This window comes from Actinoplanes sp. NPDC023714 (assembly GCF_040639855.1).
Taxonomy (GTDB): domain Bacteria; phylum Actinomycetota; class Actinomycetes; order Mycobacteriales; family Micromonosporaceae; genus Actinoplanes.
This window is the reverse complement of the sequence record NZ_JBFAAR010000001.1, coordinates 400148-418033: the sequence shown is the minus strand read 5'-3', so window position 1 is coordinate 418033 and position 17886 is coordinate 400148. Positions and strand designations below refer to the sequence as shown.

At 71.7% G+C, this 17886-nt stretch carries 20 protein-coding genes; 6 read left to right on the top strand and 14 right to left on the bottom strand.

From position 1 onward, the window contains the following. Nucleotides 1–121: 121 nt before the first annotated feature. The gene (locus AB0G10_RS02120) at nt 122–430 is read right to left on the bottom strand and encodes a S26 family signal peptidase (RefSeq protein WP_360915119.1); all 309 of its coding nucleotides are present in this window, start codon (nt 428–430) and stop codon (nt 122–124) included. 85 nt (nt 431–515) lie between these two features. On the opposite strand from AB0G10_RS02120, the gene sodN reads away from it, so the two are divergent. Both sodN and AB0G10_RS02110 read left to right on the top strand, forming a co-directional pair. Continuing rightward, on the top strand, nt 516–920 hold the full coding sequence (gene sodN / locus AB0G10_RS02115) for a superoxide dismutase, Ni (protein ID WP_360915116.1): 405 nt from the start codon (nt 516–518) through the stop codon (nt 918–920). A gap of 112 nt (nt 921–1032) precedes the next feature. After that, the gene (locus AB0G10_RS02110; protein WP_360917923.1) at nt 1033–1428 is read left to right on the top strand and encodes an ATP-binding protein; all 396 of its coding nucleotides are present in this window, start codon (nt 1033–1035) and stop codon (nt 1426–1428) included. A gap of 69 nt (nt 1429–1497) precedes the next feature. Here AB0G10_RS02110 and AB0G10_RS02105 read toward each other — a convergent pair whose 3' ends face one another. After that, nucleotides 1498–2190 (bottom strand): FadR/GntR family transcriptional regulator, encoded by a 693-nt coding sequence (locus AB0G10_RS02105; protein ID WP_360915113.1) that lies wholly within the window; start codon nt 2188–2190, stop codon nt 1498–1500. 38 nt (nt 2191–2228) lie between these two features. After that, nucleotides 2229–2624, bottom strand: coding sequence for a hypothetical protein (locus tag AB0G10_RS02100; RefSeq protein ID WP_360915110.1), 396 nt, complete (start codon nt 2622–2624; stop codon nt 2229–2231). A gap of 52 nt (nt 2625–2676) precedes the next feature. Here AB0G10_RS02100 and AB0G10_RS02095 point away from each other — a divergent pair, with 52 nt between their 5' ends. Both AB0G10_RS02095 and AB0G10_RS02090 read left to right on the top strand, forming a co-directional pair. Beyond that, a complete protein-coding gene (locus AB0G10_RS02095) occupies nt 2677–3627 on the top strand; it encodes a diacylglycerol kinase family protein (RefSeq protein WP_360915107.1) in 951 nt (316 codons plus the stop codon). A gap of 412 nt (nt 3628–4039) precedes the next feature. After that, nucleotides 4040–4294, top strand: coding sequence for a WhiB family transcriptional regulator (locus tag AB0G10_RS02090; RefSeq protein ID WP_093619131.1), 255 nt, complete (start codon nt 4040–4042; stop codon nt 4292–4294). A 597-nt stretch (nt 4295–4891) separates the two neighbouring features. On the opposite strand, the gene AB0G10_RS02085 is transcribed toward AB0G10_RS02090, so the two are convergent. The 5 genes from AB0G10_RS02085 to AB0G10_RS02065 all read right to left on the bottom strand — a co-directional run bounded on the left by AB0G10_RS02085 (nt 4892) and on the right by AB0G10_RS02065 (nt 11117). Then, nucleotides 4892–5644: a CbiX/SirB N-terminal domain-containing protein gene (locus tag AB0G10_RS02085; RefSeq protein WP_360915104.1), complete on the bottom strand. Its 753-nt coding sequence runs from the start codon at nt 5642–5644 to the stop codon at nt 4892–4894. Beyond that, nucleotides 5626–6381 carry a phosphoadenylyl-sulfate reductase gene (locus tag AB0G10_RS02080; protein WP_360915101.1) on the bottom strand — a complete coding sequence of 252 codons (756 nt, stop codon included), beginning with the start codon at nt 6379–6381 and terminating at the stop codon, nt 5626–5628. The genes AB0G10_RS02085 and AB0G10_RS02080 overlap by 19 nt, the downstream gene beginning before the upstream one ends. 151 nt (nt 6382–6532) lie before the next feature. Beyond that, entirely contained in the window at nt 6533–8224 is a 1692-nt protein-coding gene (locus AB0G10_RS02075; RefSeq protein WP_360915099.1) for a nitrite/sulfite reductase, read from the bottom strand. 304 nt (nt 8225–8528) lie between these two features. Further along, on the bottom strand, nt 8529–10073 hold the full coding sequence (locus tag AB0G10_RS02070; protein WP_360915096.1) for a histidine kinase N-terminal domain-containing protein: 1545 nt from the start codon (nt 10071–10073) through the stop codon (nt 8529–8531). A gap of 9 nt (nt 10074–10082) precedes the next feature. Next, on the bottom strand, nt 10083–11117 hold the full coding sequence (locus AB0G10_RS02065; protein WP_360917922.1) for an SIS domain-containing protein: 1035 nt from the start codon (nt 11115–11117) through the stop codon (nt 10083–10085). Nucleotides 11118–11341: 224 nt separating this feature from the next. Here AB0G10_RS02065 and AB0G10_RS02060 point away from each other — a divergent pair, with 224 nt between their 5' ends. After that, nucleotides 11342–12832, top strand: coding sequence for a tetratricopeptide repeat protein (locus AB0G10_RS02060; protein WP_360917921.1), 1491 nt, complete (start codon nt 11342–11344; stop codon nt 12830–12832). Here the strand turns inward: AB0G10_RS02060 and AB0G10_RS02055 are convergent. From AB0G10_RS02055 to AB0G10_RS02030, 6 genes are all read right to left on the bottom strand, one after another. Beyond that, a complete protein-coding gene (locus AB0G10_RS02055; RefSeq protein ID WP_360915093.1) occupies nt 12819–13037 on the bottom strand; it encodes a biotin/lipoyl-binding carrier protein in 219 nt (72 codons plus the stop codon). The two genes, AB0G10_RS02060 and AB0G10_RS02055, sit on opposite strands and share 14 nt — an antisense overlap. Before the next feature lie 258 nt (nt 13038–13295). After that, entirely contained in the window at nt 13296–13553 is a 258-nt protein-coding gene (gene rsrA / locus AB0G10_RS02050) for a mycothiol system anti-sigma-R factor (protein ID WP_360915090.1), read from the bottom strand. Between the two features lie 5 nt (nt 13554–13558). Further along, nucleotides 13559–14350 carry a sigma-70 family RNA polymerase sigma factor gene (locus AB0G10_RS02045; protein WP_360915087.1) on the bottom strand — a complete coding sequence of 264 codons (792 nt, stop codon included), beginning with the start codon at nt 14348–14350 and terminating at the stop codon, nt 13559–13561. Between the two features lie 20 nt (nt 14351–14370). Further along, the gene (locus tag AB0G10_RS02040; RefSeq protein WP_360917920.1) at nt 14371–14964 is read right to left on the bottom strand and encodes an alpha/beta family hydrolase; all 594 of its coding nucleotides are present in this window, start codon (nt 14962–14964) and stop codon (nt 14371–14373) included. Between the two features lie 94 nt (nt 14965–15058). Further along, nucleotides 15059–15454, bottom strand: coding sequence for a WhiB family transcriptional regulator (locus tag AB0G10_RS02035; protein WP_360915084.1), 396 nt, complete (start codon nt 15452–15454; stop codon nt 15059–15061). 191 nt (nt 15455–15645) lie between these two features. Then, nucleotides 15646–16323: an SOS response-associated peptidase gene (locus AB0G10_RS02030; protein WP_360915081.1), complete on the bottom strand. Its 678-nt coding sequence runs from the start codon at nt 16321–16323 to the stop codon at nt 15646–15648. A 279-nt stretch (nt 16324–16602) separates the two neighbouring features. On the opposite strand from AB0G10_RS02030, the gene aroA reads away from it, so the two are divergent. Then, nucleotides 16603–17886, top strand: coding sequence for a 3-phosphoshikimate 1-carboxyvinyltransferase (aroA, locus tag AB0G10_RS02025; protein ID WP_360915078.1), 1284 nt, complete (start codon nt 16603–16605; stop codon nt 17884–17886).

The window sequence follows — 17886 nt, the reverse complement described above, 5'->3', positions numbered from 1 at the left end:
GTCGTTGACACGTTGGCACCTGGCCACTGCTGGTCGCGAGTATGCGCCAGGGGGCGGTGCGATGCGGGGATCACCCGAAAAAGCGTCCGCGGCACGGGTGTGCGCCGGGGATCACGAAAGCCTACTTTATCTGCCCTGGCCTGGGCCAGTACCGAAATGTCACACGCCCGGCGACGTCGGCGACGCCATACGCCCGCGAGTCGTTGATGACGAACTCGTTGTCGCCCTCGAGCCACCAGCCGCCGTCCTGCTCCCGGATGGCGCGCTTGACCACCAGCAGGCCGGGCCGGGACCGGAAGCTCGCCACCACGACGTCGCCGGCCCGGACCCGGCCGCCGCGCCGCACCAGCACGGCGTCACCGGCCTTCAGGGTGGGGACCATGGACGGGCCGTGCACCAGGGCCGCGAACAGTGGTAATTGCCATGCCAAGGCAGCAAGCCTCCGTCGCGTTCGCCTACCGGCGTAAGGGGTAGTGTCAACCACGGATCATCGCAAACTCTATGGAGGAGTCCTGATGCGACTTCCGCGTTTCCTCACGCCGCGCACCGTGGTCAGCGCGCACTGTGACCTGCCCTGCGGGGTCTACGACCCGGCCCAGGCCCGGATCGAGGCCGAGTCGATCAAGGCCATCGCCGAGAAGTACCAGGCGAACACCGACCCGGAGTTCCGCACCCGGGCCATCCTGATCAAGGAGCAGCGCGCCGAGCTGGTCAAGCACCACCTGTGGGTGCTCTGGACCGACTACTTCAAGGCGCCGCACTTCGAGAAGTACCCGAACCTGCACCAGCTCTTCAACGAGGCCACCAAGCTGGCCGGCGCCTCCGGCGCCAAGGGCTCGGTCGACCCGGCCGTGGCCGACCAGCTGCTCGGCAAGATCGAGGAGATCTCCAAGATCTTCTGGGAGACCAAGCAGGCCTGAGGCCGCTTCGGGGCCCGGTGGCGGTTCATCCCGCCGCCGGGCCCTGCCCTGACTCAGCGTGACCGGCTAGAGTCTCCTCCATCAGGAGGAGGGTGCCGGGGTGACTCAGCTGATGCAGACCGAGCCGGATGTCGGCGACGACGTCGTACTACTGACCGTTCCCGCCGACGGCGGATATCTCGGCGTCCTCCGTACGGCCACCGCCGGGCTCGCGGCCCGGCTGCACTTCGCCCTCGACGAGATCGAGGACCTGCGCATCGCCGTCGACGAGGCCTGCGCCATGCTGCTGGCGATCGCCACCCGCGGCGCCGAGCTGGAGTGCCGCTTCGCCGTCACCGACGACGCGCTGACCGTCGAGGTCACGGTCTCCACGGTGCGCGGGGCGCGGCTGCCCTCCGAGTCGTCGTTCGCGTGGAAGGTGCTGACCGCCCTCACCACGTCGGCCGAGGCCGAGGCGAACGGCAAGCAGGCCACGATCCGGCTGCTGACCAGGCGCACCGAATTCTGATCAAAAGCGGACACGGAGGGTCAAGCCGACCCGAGTCAAGCTGACCCGAGGGTCAAGGCGACCCGAAGATCAGCGCACCGCCTCGGCGATGAAGTCGAGATGCTCGGCCGCGACCCGCGTGGCCGCCTCGGCATCCCGCGCGACCAGGCACTCCAGCAGCCGGCGATGGTCGCCGTCGATGCGCATCCAGTAGCCCTCGGGCAGCACGCCGATCACCTCCTCGCCGTAGGAGGCGTGGTAGAGCGGGGTCCCGACCAGCTCGAAGAGCGGGTTGCCGGTCGCCTTCGACATCGCCTTGTGGAACGCCGCGTGCGCCACCATCATCGTGTCGAAGTCGTCGAGCGCGGGATCGAAGAGCGCGCCGCGCAGCTCGGCCAGATGCGAGTCGGTGCGGCGGACCGCGGCCAGCCCGGCGGCCGGCACCTCGAGCGCACGCCGCAGCTCCAGCAGGTCGGCGAGACCGACGTCGGCGGAGTGCGTGAGCAGCGCGAACCCGGTGGAGAGCCCGTCCGCGAGCTGCTCGGCGTCGGGGTGCGCCACGAAACTTCCGCCGGTCACCCCGCGTGTCGTCACTATCAGGTGCTGACTCGCCAGCAGCCGCAACGCCTCCCGCACCGTGCTGCGGCTGACGCCGATCTTGACGCAGAGTTCGGGTTCCGGTGGCAGTCGCTCACCGGGCTGGAGGCGCCCCGACGTGATGTCAGCGCGCAGATCGTCGGCGAGCTGCTGATATGCGGGCGGGCGCACCGTTGAGCCGGTCACCTGTCCAGGGTAGGCCCTGATCGCCTTCCGGAGACCCGCTAATCGACGCCGAGCGCTCGACTGCTCGGCGGAACGAGGATCAGCGCCGCGGTCAGTGCCGCGAGCACCAGCATTCCCACTCCCTGCCAGATCATGCCGATCTGGATCAGGAAACCACCGGTCGCCAGCAGGAAGAGCTGCACCACCACGGCCGGGCCGCGCGCCCGGACGCGCCGGCGGCCGAGGGCGCGCGCCACCGCGAAGACCGCGAGCGCGGCCAGGGCGGCCATCACCGTGAGGGAGGCGGCGATCGCCACGTCAATCTCACCCTTGGTCAGATCAAGGACCAGGAGGTACGTCGTGAGCACCGCGAGCCCGGCCGCCTCCAGGTAGAGGAGCCGAACCCCCCATTCGAGGGTCACCGCCTTGGTCGTCACGGGATTCTCACTGGTCACTCCTGCACCATACCGACAGCACGGAGGCGTTCCGACGGGTACAGTGCCGCCCATGCGAGCGTTGCTGGTGGTGAACCCCCGGGCGACGACGACCAGTGAGCGCAGCCGCGATGTCCTGGTCCGGGCGTTGCGCAGCGCGGTGGACCTGACCGTGAGTTACACCGAGCGTCGTGGCCACGCCACCAGGCTGGCCCGGGACGCGGCCGAGCGCGGCACCGACCTGGTCGTCACGCTGGGCGGCGACGGCACCGTGAACGAGGCCGTCAACGGCCTGCTCACCGCCTCGACCGCGCTCGGCGAGCTGCCCGGCCCGCTCGCCAACCGGCTGCCGGCCCTCGCCGTGGTCCCGGGCGGCTCCACCAACGTCTTCGCCCGCGCGCTCGGCATGCCGCGCGACTGGGTGGACGGCGCCGGCGTGATCCTCGACGGGATCCGCGACGGCCGCCACCGGGTGATCAATCTCGGACGCGCGGACGACCGCTACTTCACCTTCACGGCCGGTCTCGGCTGGGACGCCGCGACGATCCGCCGGGTGGAGCAGGCCCGGCTGCGCGGCCGCACCTCCACGCCGGCGCTCTACGTCCGCTCGATGACCGGCCAGTTCTTCACCGGGATGGACCGCAAGGATCCGCCGATGACGCTGGAGCAGCCCGGCGAGGAACCGGAGGACGGCCTCGGCACCGTGGTCGTGCAGAACACAGCCCCGTGGACTTATGTCGGCGAACGGGCGGTCGATCCCAACCCCGGCGCGTCGTTCGATCTCGGACTCGACGTCATGGCTCTACGCAGGCTGAACATCCCGGGGACGGTGCGGACCGTGACACAACTCGCGTGGCGAACAAGTGATCTTCGAGGTAAACAAGTATTACGGCTGCATGACATCGCCGAGTTCACCGTGGTGGCGACCCGACCCCAGGCTTTCCAGCTGGACGGCGACTACCTCGGCGAGCGACAGAAGGTGCACTTCGTGTCCGTCCCTTCAGCTCTGCGTGTGATCTGCTGACATCGGGGTACGTGAACCCGGTAGGTGCTCACGATCCGTTACAGAAACACGGTCAAAAGGTCGGCGAAGTGGGCAGGACCGTACTACATTGATGGGAGCGTTCGTCATCCGGCTTCGGCAGTAACGGCGGAACCGGACATAAGGGTGCGTGAGCCAGCTCACCCGGCGGGAGAAACTTCCGGCGCTACCCTTGACATCGCGAGAGTTCGTGAAAGCATTCACAAGCGATAAGAAGTAACCGGTTGCTGCTTGTACGCGTTCCTAATCCAGAAGCGCGGAACAGCCACCAAACACCAAAAGCTTGCTGACGCACTGGTGATCACACGGGTACAACCCGTCGCCACCACTGCGCACGCATATAGGTAAACAGCACTGTTTTCATTACCCCATCCGAAACAAGGAGTTTGCCGCCATGGACTGGCGTCACGATGCGATCTGCCGCGACGAGGACCCTGAGCTGTTCTTCCCGATCGGGACGTCCGGCCCGGCGCTCCTGCAGGTCGAGCAGGCCAAGGCCGTGTGCCGGCGGTGCCCGGTGACCGAGGAATGCCTCTCTTGGGCACTCGAGTCGGGTCAGGACGCCGGCGTCTGGGGCGGGATGAGCGAAGACGAGCGGCGTGCCGTGAAGCGTCGCGGCGGCCTCCGGGTCGGCGCTCCTACCGCCTGATTCAATCCCCCACACAGCATTTGCGCCCCGGGCCGGACGGCACCGGGGCGTCTTGCTGTTTAGGGCCGGGCGGACGGGCTTGCCATTCCACAGTGCGCAATTGCGATCACCGTACGTTTAACCGAAGCCCTGAAATGATCTCGAAATTCTGATCGAGGCGCTTTGCGTCGCGGACTCGGCACACTCCGCATTGGAGTGACCCGATCACTCTTTCGCTGTTACCTTGCGCGGAGTGACGGTAACCCAGAGTGAGTTAGTTCGTTGTTGACGAGACGCGCCGCCGTGATCCGGAACGGGCGACGGCGCCCGGCCCGCTGAGATCGACGGAGAGCGTTCCGGGCGACCCGCACCGGGTTTGCGGGCAGCCGGACGCGCCGAGCCCCGCAGAGAGGCGCTCAGGCCTCCGCACCGGCCGGACCGGTCCGGCGCCCGCCGGAAAGGGATCCCGCAGCGACCGGCGAGGACCATACGGCGACCGAAAAGGGTCAGGCCGCGGCCAGCAAGGACCATACGGCGACCGAAAAGGGTCAGGCCGCGGCCGGCGCCGAATCGGGCAACGGCCGGACGGGATCAGGCGTCGGGAACGGCCGGGCCTGATCAGGCGGCGGCGGCGAGGGCGGCCGGCAGCACCGACGCCACCCGGGCGGCCACCAGCCGCACCAGCTCGGGCGCGTCGGCGAGCGGCTCGGCGACCGTCACGGCGCCGGCCTCGAGGGCGGCCCCGGCCGCCGCGTCGTAGAGCAGGCCGGGCGCGAGGAAGTAGCCAGCCACCCCGATCCGCTCGGCGCCGGCCGCGCGCAGGGCGGCCACCGCCTCGCCGGAGCGGGCGCCGGGGCCCGAGGCGTAGGAGACTGCCGCCGGGATCCCCAGGCGCCGTCCCAGGGCCGCCGCGGCGTCCGCCACGGTGGCGCGGGCGGCCTCGTTCCGGGTGCCGGCCGACGCGAGCACCACGCCGTCGAGGGACCCGATGTCACAGGCCTCGGCCAGCCGGCGGTGCAGCGCGCCGAGCAGCAGCGGCGACGACGGCCCGAGGACCTCGGTGGCGGTCACCCCGATGGGCAGCGCGGCCGCCTCGCGCACCACCGCCGGCACGTCGACCCGGCCGTGGTACGCCTTGGTCAGGAGGAGCGGCACCAGGATCGCCCGGGACGCCGGCGCCGCGGCCAGCACGTCCAGCGGGCGCGGGCCGTCGTGATCGAGGTAGGAGGCGCGGACCAGCCACTCGGGCCGGGCCCGGCCGACCGCCCGGGCCAGCGCCTCGGTGGCGACCGCGGCCCGGGGGTCCCGGCTGCCGTGGGCCACCAGAACCACGGCGGGACGGGTGCGGGGGATCAGACGTGCAGGCCGCATTCGGTCTTCTCGAACATCGCCCAGCGACCGGCGCGCGGGTCCTCGCCGGCCTTGGTGCGCCGGGTGCACGGCCAGCAGCCGATCGAGCCGTAGCCCTTCTTGAACAGCTCGTTGACCGGCACGTTCCAGCGGCTGATGTAGCGGTCCACGTCGGCCTGGGTCCACGCCGCGATCGGGTTGACCTTGACCTTGCCCTTCTTCGCGTCGAACGCCACGACCGGCGTGTTGGCGCGGGTCGGCGACTCGTCGCGGCGCAGGCCGGTGGCCCAGGAGTCGTACTCGGCGAGGGCGCGCTCGAGCGGCTCCACCTTGCGCAGGAAGCAGCACTCGTCGGGGCTGCGGGCGAAGAGCCGGGGGCCGTACTCGCCGTCCTGCTGGCCGACGGTGAGGCGCGGGCGGATCGAGCGGACGTTCACGTTCATGGTGCGGGCCACGGTGTCCCGGACCTTGAGGGTCTCCGGGAAGTGCAGGCCGGTGTCGAGGAAGACGACGTCCACCCCGGGCGAGACCCGGGAGAAGAGGTGCGCCACGACGGCGTCGGCCATCGAGCTGGTGACGCAGAACCGCGCGCCGAACGTGTCGGTCGCCCACGTGGCGATCTCCTCGGCGCTGGAGCCCTCCAGGGCCTGCGCGGCGTCGAGAGCGAGCGCCTTGAGCTCGTCCGGGGTGCGGCGGCCGGACTCGACCGGAGCGCTGAGGTCGACCAGATTCAGAGACGCGGCGTTGAGGAGACTCATCGATTCACTCCCTTGGACGACAACCCGATGAACTTGACCGAGAAAACACGCGCACAGGAGCGGCACTCCCAGGCGCCGTGCGAAGCCTCGTGGGGACGGAGGTCCTCGTCACCGCAGTAGGGGCAGTACAGGGGGGCGGATCGGGCGTCGCTCATTTCAGGAGCTCCTCTTCGGCCCGGAGCACCCAGTTGGCGAACGTCTCGCCGTCGGTGCGGCCGTCCAGGTAGTGGCGCGCGATGCGTTCCACGTACGCGGGAAGCTCCTCGGCCGTGGCCTTCAGGCCACGCACCTTGCGCCCGAACCCGGCGGTCTCGCCCTTGGCCATGCCGAGGGCCCCGCCGAGGTGGATCTGGAAGCCCTCGACCTGCTCGCCGTGCGCGTTCATGACGAGCTGGCCCTTCAGGCCGATGTCGGCGACCTGGGTCCGCGCGCAGGCGTTCGGGCAGCCGTTGATGTGCACCGAGATGTCGGCGTCGAACTCGGCGAGCCGGTTCTCCAGGCGGGCCACCAGCTCCTCGCCGCGCGCCTTGGTCTCGACGATGGCGAGCTTGCAGTACTCGATGCCGGTGCAGGCCATGGTTCCCCGCCGCCACGCCGAGGGCCGGGCTTCGAGCCCGATCCCCCGCAGTGCCGTGATCAGCGATTCGACCTGCTCGTCCGGGATGTCGAGGACCAGGAGCTTCTGGTACGCCGTGAGCCGCACCCGGTCGGAGCCGTGCGCCTCGACGAGGTCCGCGAGCCTGCTCAGCTGGGTGCCGGAGGACCGTCCGACGACCGGCGCCGCGCCGACGTAGTTCCGGCCGTCGACCTGCTTGTGCACGCCGATGTGGTCGAGCGGCTTCTCCGGGAGCTCCGGCGCCGGCCCGTCCAGCAGCGTGCGGCCGAGGTATTCCTTCTCCAGCACCTCGCGGAACTTGGCGACGCCCCAGTCGGCGAGCAGGAACTTGAGCCGGGCGCGGTGCCGCAGGCGCCGGTACCCGTAGTCCCGGAAGATCCCGACGACGCCCTCCCAGACGTCCGGGATCTCGCCCAGCGGCACCCAGACGCCGAGCCGCTCGGCCAGGCGCGGGTTGGTGGAGAGGCCGCCGCCGACCCAGAGGTCGAAACCGGGGCCGTGCTCCGGGTGCTCGACGCCGACGAACGAGATGTCGTTCGCCTGGTAGGGGCCGTCCGGCAGCCAGGAGACCTGGGACTTGAACTTGCGCGGCAGGTTCGAGTAGCGGGTGTCGCCGACGTACCGCTTGACGATCTCGTCGATCGCCGGGGTCGCGTCGATGACCTCGTCGGCCGAGACGCCGGCGACCGGGCTGCCCAGCACGACGCGCGGGCAGTCGCCGCAGGCCTCGGTGGTCTGCAGGCCGACGGCCTCGAGCCGGCGCCAGATCTCCGGCACGTCCTCGACCCGGATCCAGTGCAGCTGGATGTTCTGCCGGTCGGTGATGTCGGCGCTGTCCCGGCCGAACTCGGTGGAGATCTCCGCGATGGTGCGCAGCTGGGCCAGGTTCAGCGCGCCGCCGTCGATCCGGACGCGGAGCATGAAGAACTCGTCCTCGAGCTCCTCCGGCTCCAGCACCGCGGTGCGACCGCCGTCGATCCCGGCCTTGCGCTGGGTGTAGAGGCCCCACCAGCGGAACCGGCCGCGCAGGTCGGCCGGGTCGATCGAGGCGAACCCGCCGTGCGCGTAGATGTTCTCGATCCGGGCGCGGACGTTGAGCGGGTTGTCGTCCTTCTTGCTGCGCTCGTTCGGGTTCAGCGGCTCACGGTGACCGAGCGCCCACTGACCCTCGCCGCGGGCCTTGCGGGGCCGGGCGGTCGGCGTTGCGGGGGTGTTGCTGGGCGCCATCTCGGCTTCCCTCCGGGTTTCGTGGGCGCACGTCTCCGCCCACGGCCCAGAAGGAGGCTCGTGACATCTGTGTCAGGAGTGGGCCCGGCGGTCGCGCACCCGAGAATGAAGAGCGGGCGGCGTCAGGAAGCCGGACACATGGCGCTGCGGACGCGGCCGTAGTCCACGTGGCGGCGGGCCACGAGGCGGCAGTCCAGAGCAGCGGTCATGTCGGCTAGCGTCTCACGCCGGGCGAATCTGAGCCAGTGCGGTCCAGATTCCGGGAGTGTGCTGCGTAACACAGCCCTAACAAGTTGTTACGAAGTCAGCGCTTGGCGAGCGGGACCACCAGGACCGCCTCGGTGCCCCCGCCGGCACGGTTACGCAGCTCGATGCTTCCGCGCAGCTCGCCGGTCGCCAGGGCGCGCACGATCTGCAGGCCGAGCCGGTTGCCGCCCTCGAACTTGAAGCCGTCCGGCAGCCCCTTGCCGTTGTCGGCGACGGTGACGTGCAGCTGCTTGCGGAACCGGTGGGCGGAGACCACGACCTCGCCGGCCTGGTCCGGCGCGGGTGGCGCCGGGTCGTCGTCGGGCGCCGGGAAGCCGTGCTCGACCGCGTTGATCAGCAGCTCGTTCAGCACCATGACGAGCGAGGTGGCGATCTCGGCGGGCAGCACGCCGAACGTGCCCTCGCGGCGCATCCGTACCGGGAAGCTGGTGGCGGCCACCTCGGTGGCGGCCGTGGCGACCCGGTCGACGATGCCGTCGAACTCGACCGCCTCGTCGCTCGACATCGACAGCGTCTCGTGCACCAGCGCGATCGAGGCGACCCGGCGCACCGACTCCTCGAGGGCCATCCGCGCCTCGGGCGCGTCCACCCGGCGGGCCTGGAGGCGCAGCAGCGCCGCGACGGTCTGCAGGTTGTTCTTCACCCGGTGGTGGATCTCCCGGATGGTCGCGTCCTTGGTCATCAGGGCGCGTTCCCGGCGGCGGATCTCGGTGACGTCGCGGACCAGCACGAGCGCGCCGATCGGCACGCCGGCGGGGAGCAGCGGCAGCGCCCGGGTCAGCACCGTGGCGCCGCGCGCCTCCACCTCCATCCGGGGCGCGAACTCGCCGCGCAGCGAGCCGAGGATGCGCTCGGAGGCGTCGTTGCCCTCCAGCGGGTCGGCGGCGAGCCGGCTCGCCAGGTTGGCCAGCTCCTCGCCGACCAGGTGCGAGTTGAACCCGAGCCGCCGGTACGCCGACTGCGCGTTCGGGCTCGCGTACGTCACCTTGCCGGACGAGTCGAGCCGGATGATCCCGTCGCCGACGCGCGGCGCCGACGTGGTCTCGCCCGGGTGCCGGGGCGGCGGGAAGGTCCCGTCGGCCACCATCTGCGCCAGGTCGTCCGCCGTGGTCAGGTAGTTCAGCTCGAGCTGGCTCGGGGTCCGGGCGGTGCTCAGGTTGGTGTCGCGGCCGATCACCGCGATCACCTCGCTGTACCCCTCCTCCAGGTCGGTGGCGTCGCGCAGCCGGACCGGGATGGCCTCGTGCCGGGCCGGGGTGTCGCCGTACCAGACCGGGTCGCCCTCCCGCCAGATCCGCTCCTGCGTGATCGCCACGTCGAGGTGGGCCACCTCCGGCCCGCCGACGATCTTCCCGACCTGGTCGTCCTGGTACGCCGTCGGCGCGGTGACCGGCCGGACCTGCGCGACGCAGAGGAACTCCCGGGGCTGCCGCGGCTCCCCCTTGATCGGCACCCAGAGCAGCAGGTCCGCGAAGGAGAGGTCGGAGAGCAGCTGCCAGTCACCGGCCAGCCGGTGCAGGTGATCGATGTCGGCGGGGCTGAGGTTGGTGTGTTCCTCGACGAGGTCGCGCAGGGTGGACACGGACCCAGCTTAGAGAGTGGTGGTCACCTTCTTGAGGCCGCGCGGGGCATCCGGGTCCTCGCCGCGGGCCAGCGCCAGGGCGAGCGCCAGCTTCTGCAGGGGAAGGATGTCGAGCAGCGGCGAGTACCGCTCGTCGACGGCCGGGACGGCGAGCCGGGCCGAGGCGCCGGGCACGTCCGCCGCGCCGATCGTGACGACGTCGGCCCGGCGCTCGCCGAGCCGGGTCACCACGTCGCGCATCGACCGGCCGCCGGGGCCCTCGCCGACGACCGCGAGCACCGGCACGTCCGGGTCGGCCATGGCGAGCGGGCCGTGCAGCAGGTCGGCGCCGGAGAACGCGAGCGCCGGCAGGTACGACGTCTCCATGAGCTTCAGCGCGGCCTCGCGGGCGGTCGGGTACGCGTACCCCCGCCCGGTCGTCACCAGGCTGGACGCGAACCGGTAGCGCTGCGCCAGGCTCTCCGCCGCGGTGTCGGCGAGCGCCTGCTCGGCCAGCCGGGGCAGTTCCTCGAGGGCGGCCCGCTCGCCGGCCGGCAGCCGTCCGTCGCCGGCCCGCACGCCCTCGATCAGCATGAGCAGGGCGAGCAGCTCGGCCGTGTAGGTCTTGGTGGCCGCGACGGCGCGCTCGTGGCCGGACACCACGTCGATGGAGAGCTCGGCGGCCTGCGCCAGCGGGGAGCCGGGGGCGTTCGTGACGGCGAGGGTGAGCGCGCCGTTCTCCCGGGCCACGCCGAGGACGCCGGTCAGGTCGGCCGAGCCGCCGCTCTGGCTCACGCCGATCACCAGCGAGCCGGTGAAGTCGGGCCGGGCGCCGTAGAGCGTGATCGCGCTCGGCGAGGCGCTCGCGACCGGCAGGCCGAGGCGGATCTCGGTGAGGTAGGCGCCGTAGAGCGCCGCGTGGTCGGAGGTGCCGCGCGCCACGAACAGCACGTTGCGCGGCTTCCGCCGGGCGATCTCGGCGGCCACCCCGGCGATCGCGGCGGCGTTGCCCTCCTCCAGGAGGCGGGCGAAACCTGCCGGTTGCTCCGCGATGTCCGCCGCCATGCCGTGGCCTCGCTGTGTCACGTGATCCTCCCCAGACATCCATTTTCCGCGCAATCGATGCGCAGTCTTGCAAGAAAAAGCTTACTAGGTCAAGGTTTCGCGCAGAAGTGCGCAAACATGAGGACTGACATCCGGGCCCGGTTCCCCTACTGTCTTTCCTCGTGGATTCCCCCTCGGCCCACCGCGACCTCGCGAGCGCCCGCGACGCCCTCGACCGTGGCGACATGGCCGACGCCGCCGGTCACCTCGCCGGCGCGCTCGCCTGCGCACCCACCATGCCCGAGATCCACGAGCTGCTCAGCCGGTTGGCCGCGACCGCCGGCGGCGGGCTCGATCTCTACCCCGCCGAGCCGTACGAGACGGTCGGCCGCGCGGTGGCCCGCGCGCACCTGCTCGCCGCGGCCGGGCGCCCCGAGGACGGCCTGCCACTCCTCGCGCAGGCCAGCGGCAGCCACCCCGACCTCGCGTGGGCCGGCGTGCCCTGGGTGAGCGATCCGGTGCTCGGTACGCGCATCGATCCCGGCCTGCTGGCGCGCACGGTCATGCGGCTCTGCACCGCGGTCGGCGACCCGGCCCCGGCCGGGACCTCCGCCGCGCTGGCGCCCTACCTCACCGTGGTCCGGAACGCCGTGGCCGCGCACGGCGAGCAGGCCATGCTGCTCGGCGCCGGGTCGGCGCTCGCCCGGCGGCTCGGCGAGGTGCGCCTCGCCGTCGAGTGGGCGGCGCGCGGCGCCAAGGCGCAGCCGTCCAAGCTGGGCGAGATCTGGCTCGGATACGCGTACCGCAGCGCCGGCCGGATGCCCGAGGCGCTCGCCGCCCTGCGCCGCGCGGTCGCCTACGACCCGGACGACCTCTCGGTCTACGCCGACGTCGCGGCGACCCTGGCCGACCTGGACCGGCTCGACGAGGCGCTGCGCTGGACCGAGCTCGCCCTGGAGCGCGACCCGGACTTCGACTGCGTCGTACACACCGCGCACCGGCTGCGCCACCGCGCCGACGGGGACGTGGCCCACCTGGTCGCGCTCGCCGACTTCGTCCGCGACCACCCGGACGACGCGCACGAGCACACCGACCTGGAGGAGTGCTGCCGGGAGACGCCCTGGCTGGGTGGCATGCCGGCCGGCGCGCCGCTGCCGCCGGGACGCGCCCCGGTCAACGCCGAGCCGTCCGCCGACGCGGTCCGCCGGCTGCTCCGGGTGGCGACCACGAGCTGGGCCCACCCGCCGGCGGCGTACGACCGGGCGCTCGGTCTCGTGCTCGTCGAGCCGTGGGAGCTGCTCGCCCTGCTGGCCCACCCGTCGGTCACCGAGGCCCGCCAGCCCACCGGCCTCGAGGTGTGGGCCTGCCTCGGCCTGCTGCACCACGGCTCGGAGGAGCCCTGGCTCGACTCCAGCCGCCGGCGCCTGCTGCTCGGCCTGCTCGACGGCGATCTCGACCGGGTGACCCAGGCGGCGCTCTTCGCGCTCATCACCTATGCCTGGGTGGACCCGGAGGCGCGGGCCGACGTGGCGGCCGTGGTGGCCGGCCGGCTCAACGAGACGGCGTCCGGCCCGTCCGCCCGCGCGGTGGCCGAGCTGGCGCTCGCGGCGCCCGGCCTGGACCGGCCGACCCGGGAACTGGCCGCCGCCACGATCCGGGTGCCGGCCGTCCCGCGCCAGCGCGGCCGGATCGTGTGGCGGCGGTTCACCCCGAAGCGGGGCTCTAACCCTCGATGACGGCGATCAGGTCGCCCTCCTGGACCACGTCGCCCTCGTTCACCGCGAGCTTCGCCACCGTCCCGTCCGACTCGGCGATCACCGGGATCTCCATCTTCATCGACTCCAGGATCACCAGGGTGTCGCCGTCCTCGACGGCGTCGCCGACACTGGCCACGACCTTCCACACGTTGGCCACCATCTCGGCCCGGATCTCGTCCGCCATGAGGGGATCGCCCTTCTGCTTGAACGTCTGTTCAGGTGACCGCCATCAAATCACGGATGGGCGCCGGGCACGTCCCGGCACGTCGGAGCGGCCCATTACGATCGGCAGCGAGAAAGCACCACGAACCAGGGAGTCCCGCCATGGCGAAGAAGGCCCGTAAGAAGAAGGCTCGGAAGAAGAGCGGCGCGAACCACGGCAAGCGCCCCAACAGCTGACACGAAGAAGGCCCGGCATCCGCCGGGCCTTTTCGCATGTGGGTCAGCTCTGCACTTCGAGCTGATCGAGTTTCTGGCGCAGCCGATCGCGTAGCTCGCTCGGCGCGCGCTCGTCACCGCAGCAGCGGCCGACCAGGGCCTTCACCTCGGTCTCGATCCCGAACTCCCGGATGCACGCGGTGCACTCGTCCAGGTGCTTCCGGATCAGCAGCCGGCGCTCCTCGCTGCACTCCAGGTCGAGATAGAGGTAGACCTCGCTGAGGACGAGGCTGCAATCGGTCTCGTTGTCGTCGGTCGACATCGGTGTCAGGCCCCCTGCGGTTCGGACGTCGTGGCACGGGTGATGCCCCGCTCGGAGGCGTACTCCTCCAGCAGGTTGCGCAGGTTGCGCCGCCCGCGGTGCAGACGGGACATGACCGTGCCGATCGGCGTGCCCATGATGTCGGCGATCTCCTTGTAGGAGAAGCCCTCGACGTCAGCCAGGTACACCGCGAGCCGGAAATCCTCCGGCAGAGACTGCAGCGCTTCCTTGATGTCGCTGTCCGGAAGCCGGTCCAGCGCCTCGGTCTCGGCCGACCGCAGACCCTGCGACGTGTGCGACTCGCTCGACGCGAGCTGCCAGTCGGTGATCTCCTCGGTCGGCGCCTGCACCGGCTGCCGCTGCTTGCGCCGGTACGAGTTGATGTAGGTGTTCGTCAGGATCCGGTAGAGCCACGCCTTGAGGTTCGTGCCCTCCTCGAACTGGTGGAACGCGGAGAACGCCTTGAGGAACGTCTCCTGCACCAGGTCTTCGGCGTCGGCCGGGTTGCGGGTCATCCGCAGTCCGGCGGCGTACAACTGGTCGACGAACGGAAGCGCGTCGCGCTCGAAGCGCTGACGTCGCTCGTCGGTCTTCTCCTTCTGGGCCACCCTGGACTCCCCCCTCGACCGCCCCGCCGAGGATACGGGTAGTGCCCCTGTAACGCCTTCGAAAACCGCCGGTGTGCTGACGCTCACCGACGACCCCTCGACCGCGGGCCACTCGGGAGAGCTCAACAGGCTCCGAACCCGGGTCGCCTTCCGGTCGTCACGCTGGACGAACTCGGTACCGGCACCCACTACGACTCCCCTTCCGACGTTCAGGCATGCGTCTGTGTAACGCCGGAGGGGGATCCGCCATTCCGTGCCTGCCGGGCCCAGCCGTGCGACCGCAGCCACTCGGCCGCGATCGCGGCGGTCCCGGCCACGTCCTTGCGCAGATCGTGGACCGCGCCCGGGCGCACCCGCACCTCGACCGCGCCGGCCGGCTCCGGGACGCCGAACGGATCCCGGTCACCGTTGATCACCAGCGTCGGCAGATCGCGCGGCAGCTCACCGGCCCGGCTCTTCTCCGGCCGGCCCGGCGGGTGCAGCGGGAACGCCAGCGCGAGAACACCCGCGGCGCCGAGGGTGGTTGCGGTCCGGCACGCGACGCGCGCTCCGCTGGAGCGCCCTCCCAGGATCAAGGGCGTTCCGGGTACGTGCAGAGCACGCGCCACGGCCGACCAGGCCTCGTCGAGTTGCCCGGCGGGCGCGGGCGCACGGCGTCCGGCCACCCGGTAGGGCTGGGTGACCAGGGCGACCCGCACGCCGGCCGCCACCGCCGCGTCGCGCACCGCGATGAGGTCCGGCGCGTCCACCCCTCCCCCGGCGCCGTGGCCGAGCAGGAGCAGACTCACCGCCGGACCGGGCATGGCGGTGACCCGCGCGGCGGCGGGGCCGCGTGGGGTCTCGATCGTCAGTTCTTCTTCGCTCGGCTCCGTGGCACTGGGCACGAGCTCCGTTGTATCAGCGACTGATCGGGATCAGAGTCAGCAACCGGCGATCGTCGTCGTCCGAGCCGTCCTCGACCAGGTCGCCCTCCGCCGTGACCCGCTCGCGCCAGGCCACCAGCATGGCCCGCCGCTCGCGCGGCGTGGTGCCGCCCCAGACGCCGTGGCAGTCGCCGACCTGCAGCGCCCAGGCCAGGCATGGACCCTGGACGTCGCAGGTGCCGCAGAGCGCGACGGCGCCGCCGGACGGTTCGTTGGGCGCCGGAAAGAACGTCTCCGGGTCGACGCTGCGGCAGGCGCCTCGTGTCCGCCAGGCCTCGTCGGTCCGCCGTTGCGCGATCGCCTCGAGCAGCCGCGGGTCGCGTCGCGCGATGGCCACCTCGTGCGGACGCGGCATGCGTGCTCGTGTCATCAGCCCACCTCCCCCGTGGGACCGGAAGTGCTGTGGCGGCCGGCCCGCACCTTACGGATCGGCACCACTCCGGCGCTGGTTTGTACCGCACCGTACAAGATCAGAACAAGGGGGTGATCTATCTTGAAACAAAGTTGTTGATTCAGAATGGGCGCATAATCCGACAAAGAAGAACGTTGATCTCGTTCTGTTCAGAAAAGCGTCACCTCGGCGCGGGGTTCCAGCAACTCCGGGCCATTGTTGCGGACATTGCCGACCTCGGGTCCGACGGCACGCACTTCGATGCCCGCCAGATCGCGGTCGGAGAGCGGGCGCAGCAGCGGCTCCGGATCGCCGCCGCCGGCCAGCCAGTCGTCCCACCGGTCGGCCGGCAGGATCAGCGGCATCCGGTCGTGCACCCTCTCCAGGCCGCCGCGCGCCGCCGTGGTGATCACGCTGGTGGTGAGCACCGACTCCGGGCCCCAGGCCGACCAGATGCCGGCGAAGGCGAGCGGCCGGCCGTCCTTCGGCGTCATGTAGAACGCCTGCTTCTGCTTGCCGTCCCGGACCCACTCGAACCAGCCGTCGGCCGGCACCAGGCAGCGGCGCTTCGCGAACGACGGGGCGAACGACTTCAGCGTGGCCACCGTCTCGGCCCGCGCGTTGATCATCCGGGCGCCGCCGCGCAGGTCGGGCGCCCACGGCGGCACCAGGCCCCAGCGCGCCGCGTCGAGCACCCGGCCCTCGTGCGACTTCGACGTGCGGATCAGCGGAACCGGGTCGGTGGGAGCGACGTTCCAGCTGGCCCGCAACGGCTCGGCGACATCGGCGGCCTCGAAGAAGGTGCTGAGGTCGGCGTTGCTCCGGGTGGTCGCGTATCGGCCGCACATGGACATGCACGGTACTGCGCGGCGGGCCCCGGCGTCCGCCCCGGAGCTCCGGAACCCTCCGGGGGCGGAACTCCGAATGGCGTGGGCGCGCTCCCACGGAATGCGCGGGCAGACCCGCCATAGGTAAAGGAAAGCGTCGGGGAATCCGCCCTGTCCGGTGGAATGCGCGGGCGGTTCGCGAGCGGCCGGCCGCGGCTTTCGTCCACCGTGACGGTGACGCCGTCCCAGGCGACGGGAACTCCGGCGGGCATCCGGACCGGGCGGCGGCAGAATGGCCCTGTGACTGCTGAACCCCGCCCCTGGCTCGCCCCGTCCGCTTCCGGCCCGGTCACGGCGACCGTGCGGCTGCCCGGCTCGAAGTCGATGACCGCCCGCGCCCTGATCATCTCGGCGCTCGCCGACGGCCCCTCGGTGATCGAGGCGCCGCTGCGCGCCCGCGACACCGTGCTGATGGCGGCCGGCCTGCGCGCGCTCGGCGTCGGCGTGGACACCGGCGCGGACGACCGGTGGACCGTCGAGCCCGGCCCGCTGCGGGGTCCGGCCCGGGTCGACGTCGGCCTGGCCGGCACGATCATGCGGTTCCTGCCGCCGGCCGCCGCGCTCGCCGAGGGCGCCGTCGAGTTCGACGGCGACCCGCACGCCCGCAACCGGCCGCTGAAGCCGATCGTCGAGGCGCTGCGCTCACTCGGCGTCACGATCGAGGCGTCGCCGGCCGGCGGCCTGCCGCTCACCGTGAGCGGCACCGGCCTGGTCGAGGGGGGCGAGGCGGTCATCGACGCGTCCGGGTCCAGCCAGTTCGTCTCCGGCCTGCTGCTCTCCGCGCCCCGGTTCACCAAGGGCCTCACCCTGCGCCACGAGGGCCCGCCGGTGCCGTCCGCGCCGCACCTGCGGATGACCACGCACATGCTGCGCGCCGCGGGCGCCGGCGTCGACGAGTCGGTGCCCGACGTGTGGACGGTCGAGCCCGGTGTGCTGCGCGGGCGGACCTGGACGATCGAGCCGGACCTGTCCGGGGCGGCGCCGTTCTTCGCGGCGGCGGCGGTCACCGGCGGCGAGGTGACCCTGGCCGGCTGGCCCGCGGACAGCTGGCAGCCGGTCGAGCGGGTGATCGAGCTCTTCACCGCGCTGGGCGCGGAGGCGACCCGCTCCGAGGCCGGGCTCACCGTGCGGGGCACCGGCACGCTGCGCGGGATCACCGCCGACCTCTCCGAGGTGAGCGAGCTGACCCCGGTGATCGCGGCGCTCGCGGCGCTCGCCGAGGGCACCTCGGAGCTGCGCGGCGTCGCGCACATCCGCGGGCACGAGACCGACCGGATCGCGGCGCTCGCCACCGAGCTCGGCAAGGCCGGCGCCGGGGTGACCGAGTTTCCGGACGGGTTGCGCATCGAGCCCCGGCCGCTGTCCGGGACGACCTTCGAGACGTACGCGGACCACCGGATGGCACACGCCGCGGCGGTTATCGGGCTGGCCGTGCCGGGCATTCAACTGGCCGACGTAGGTTGTACCTCGAAGACGTTGCCCGAGTTCCCCGAACTCTGGGCGGGACTCGTGGCGAGGAGCTAG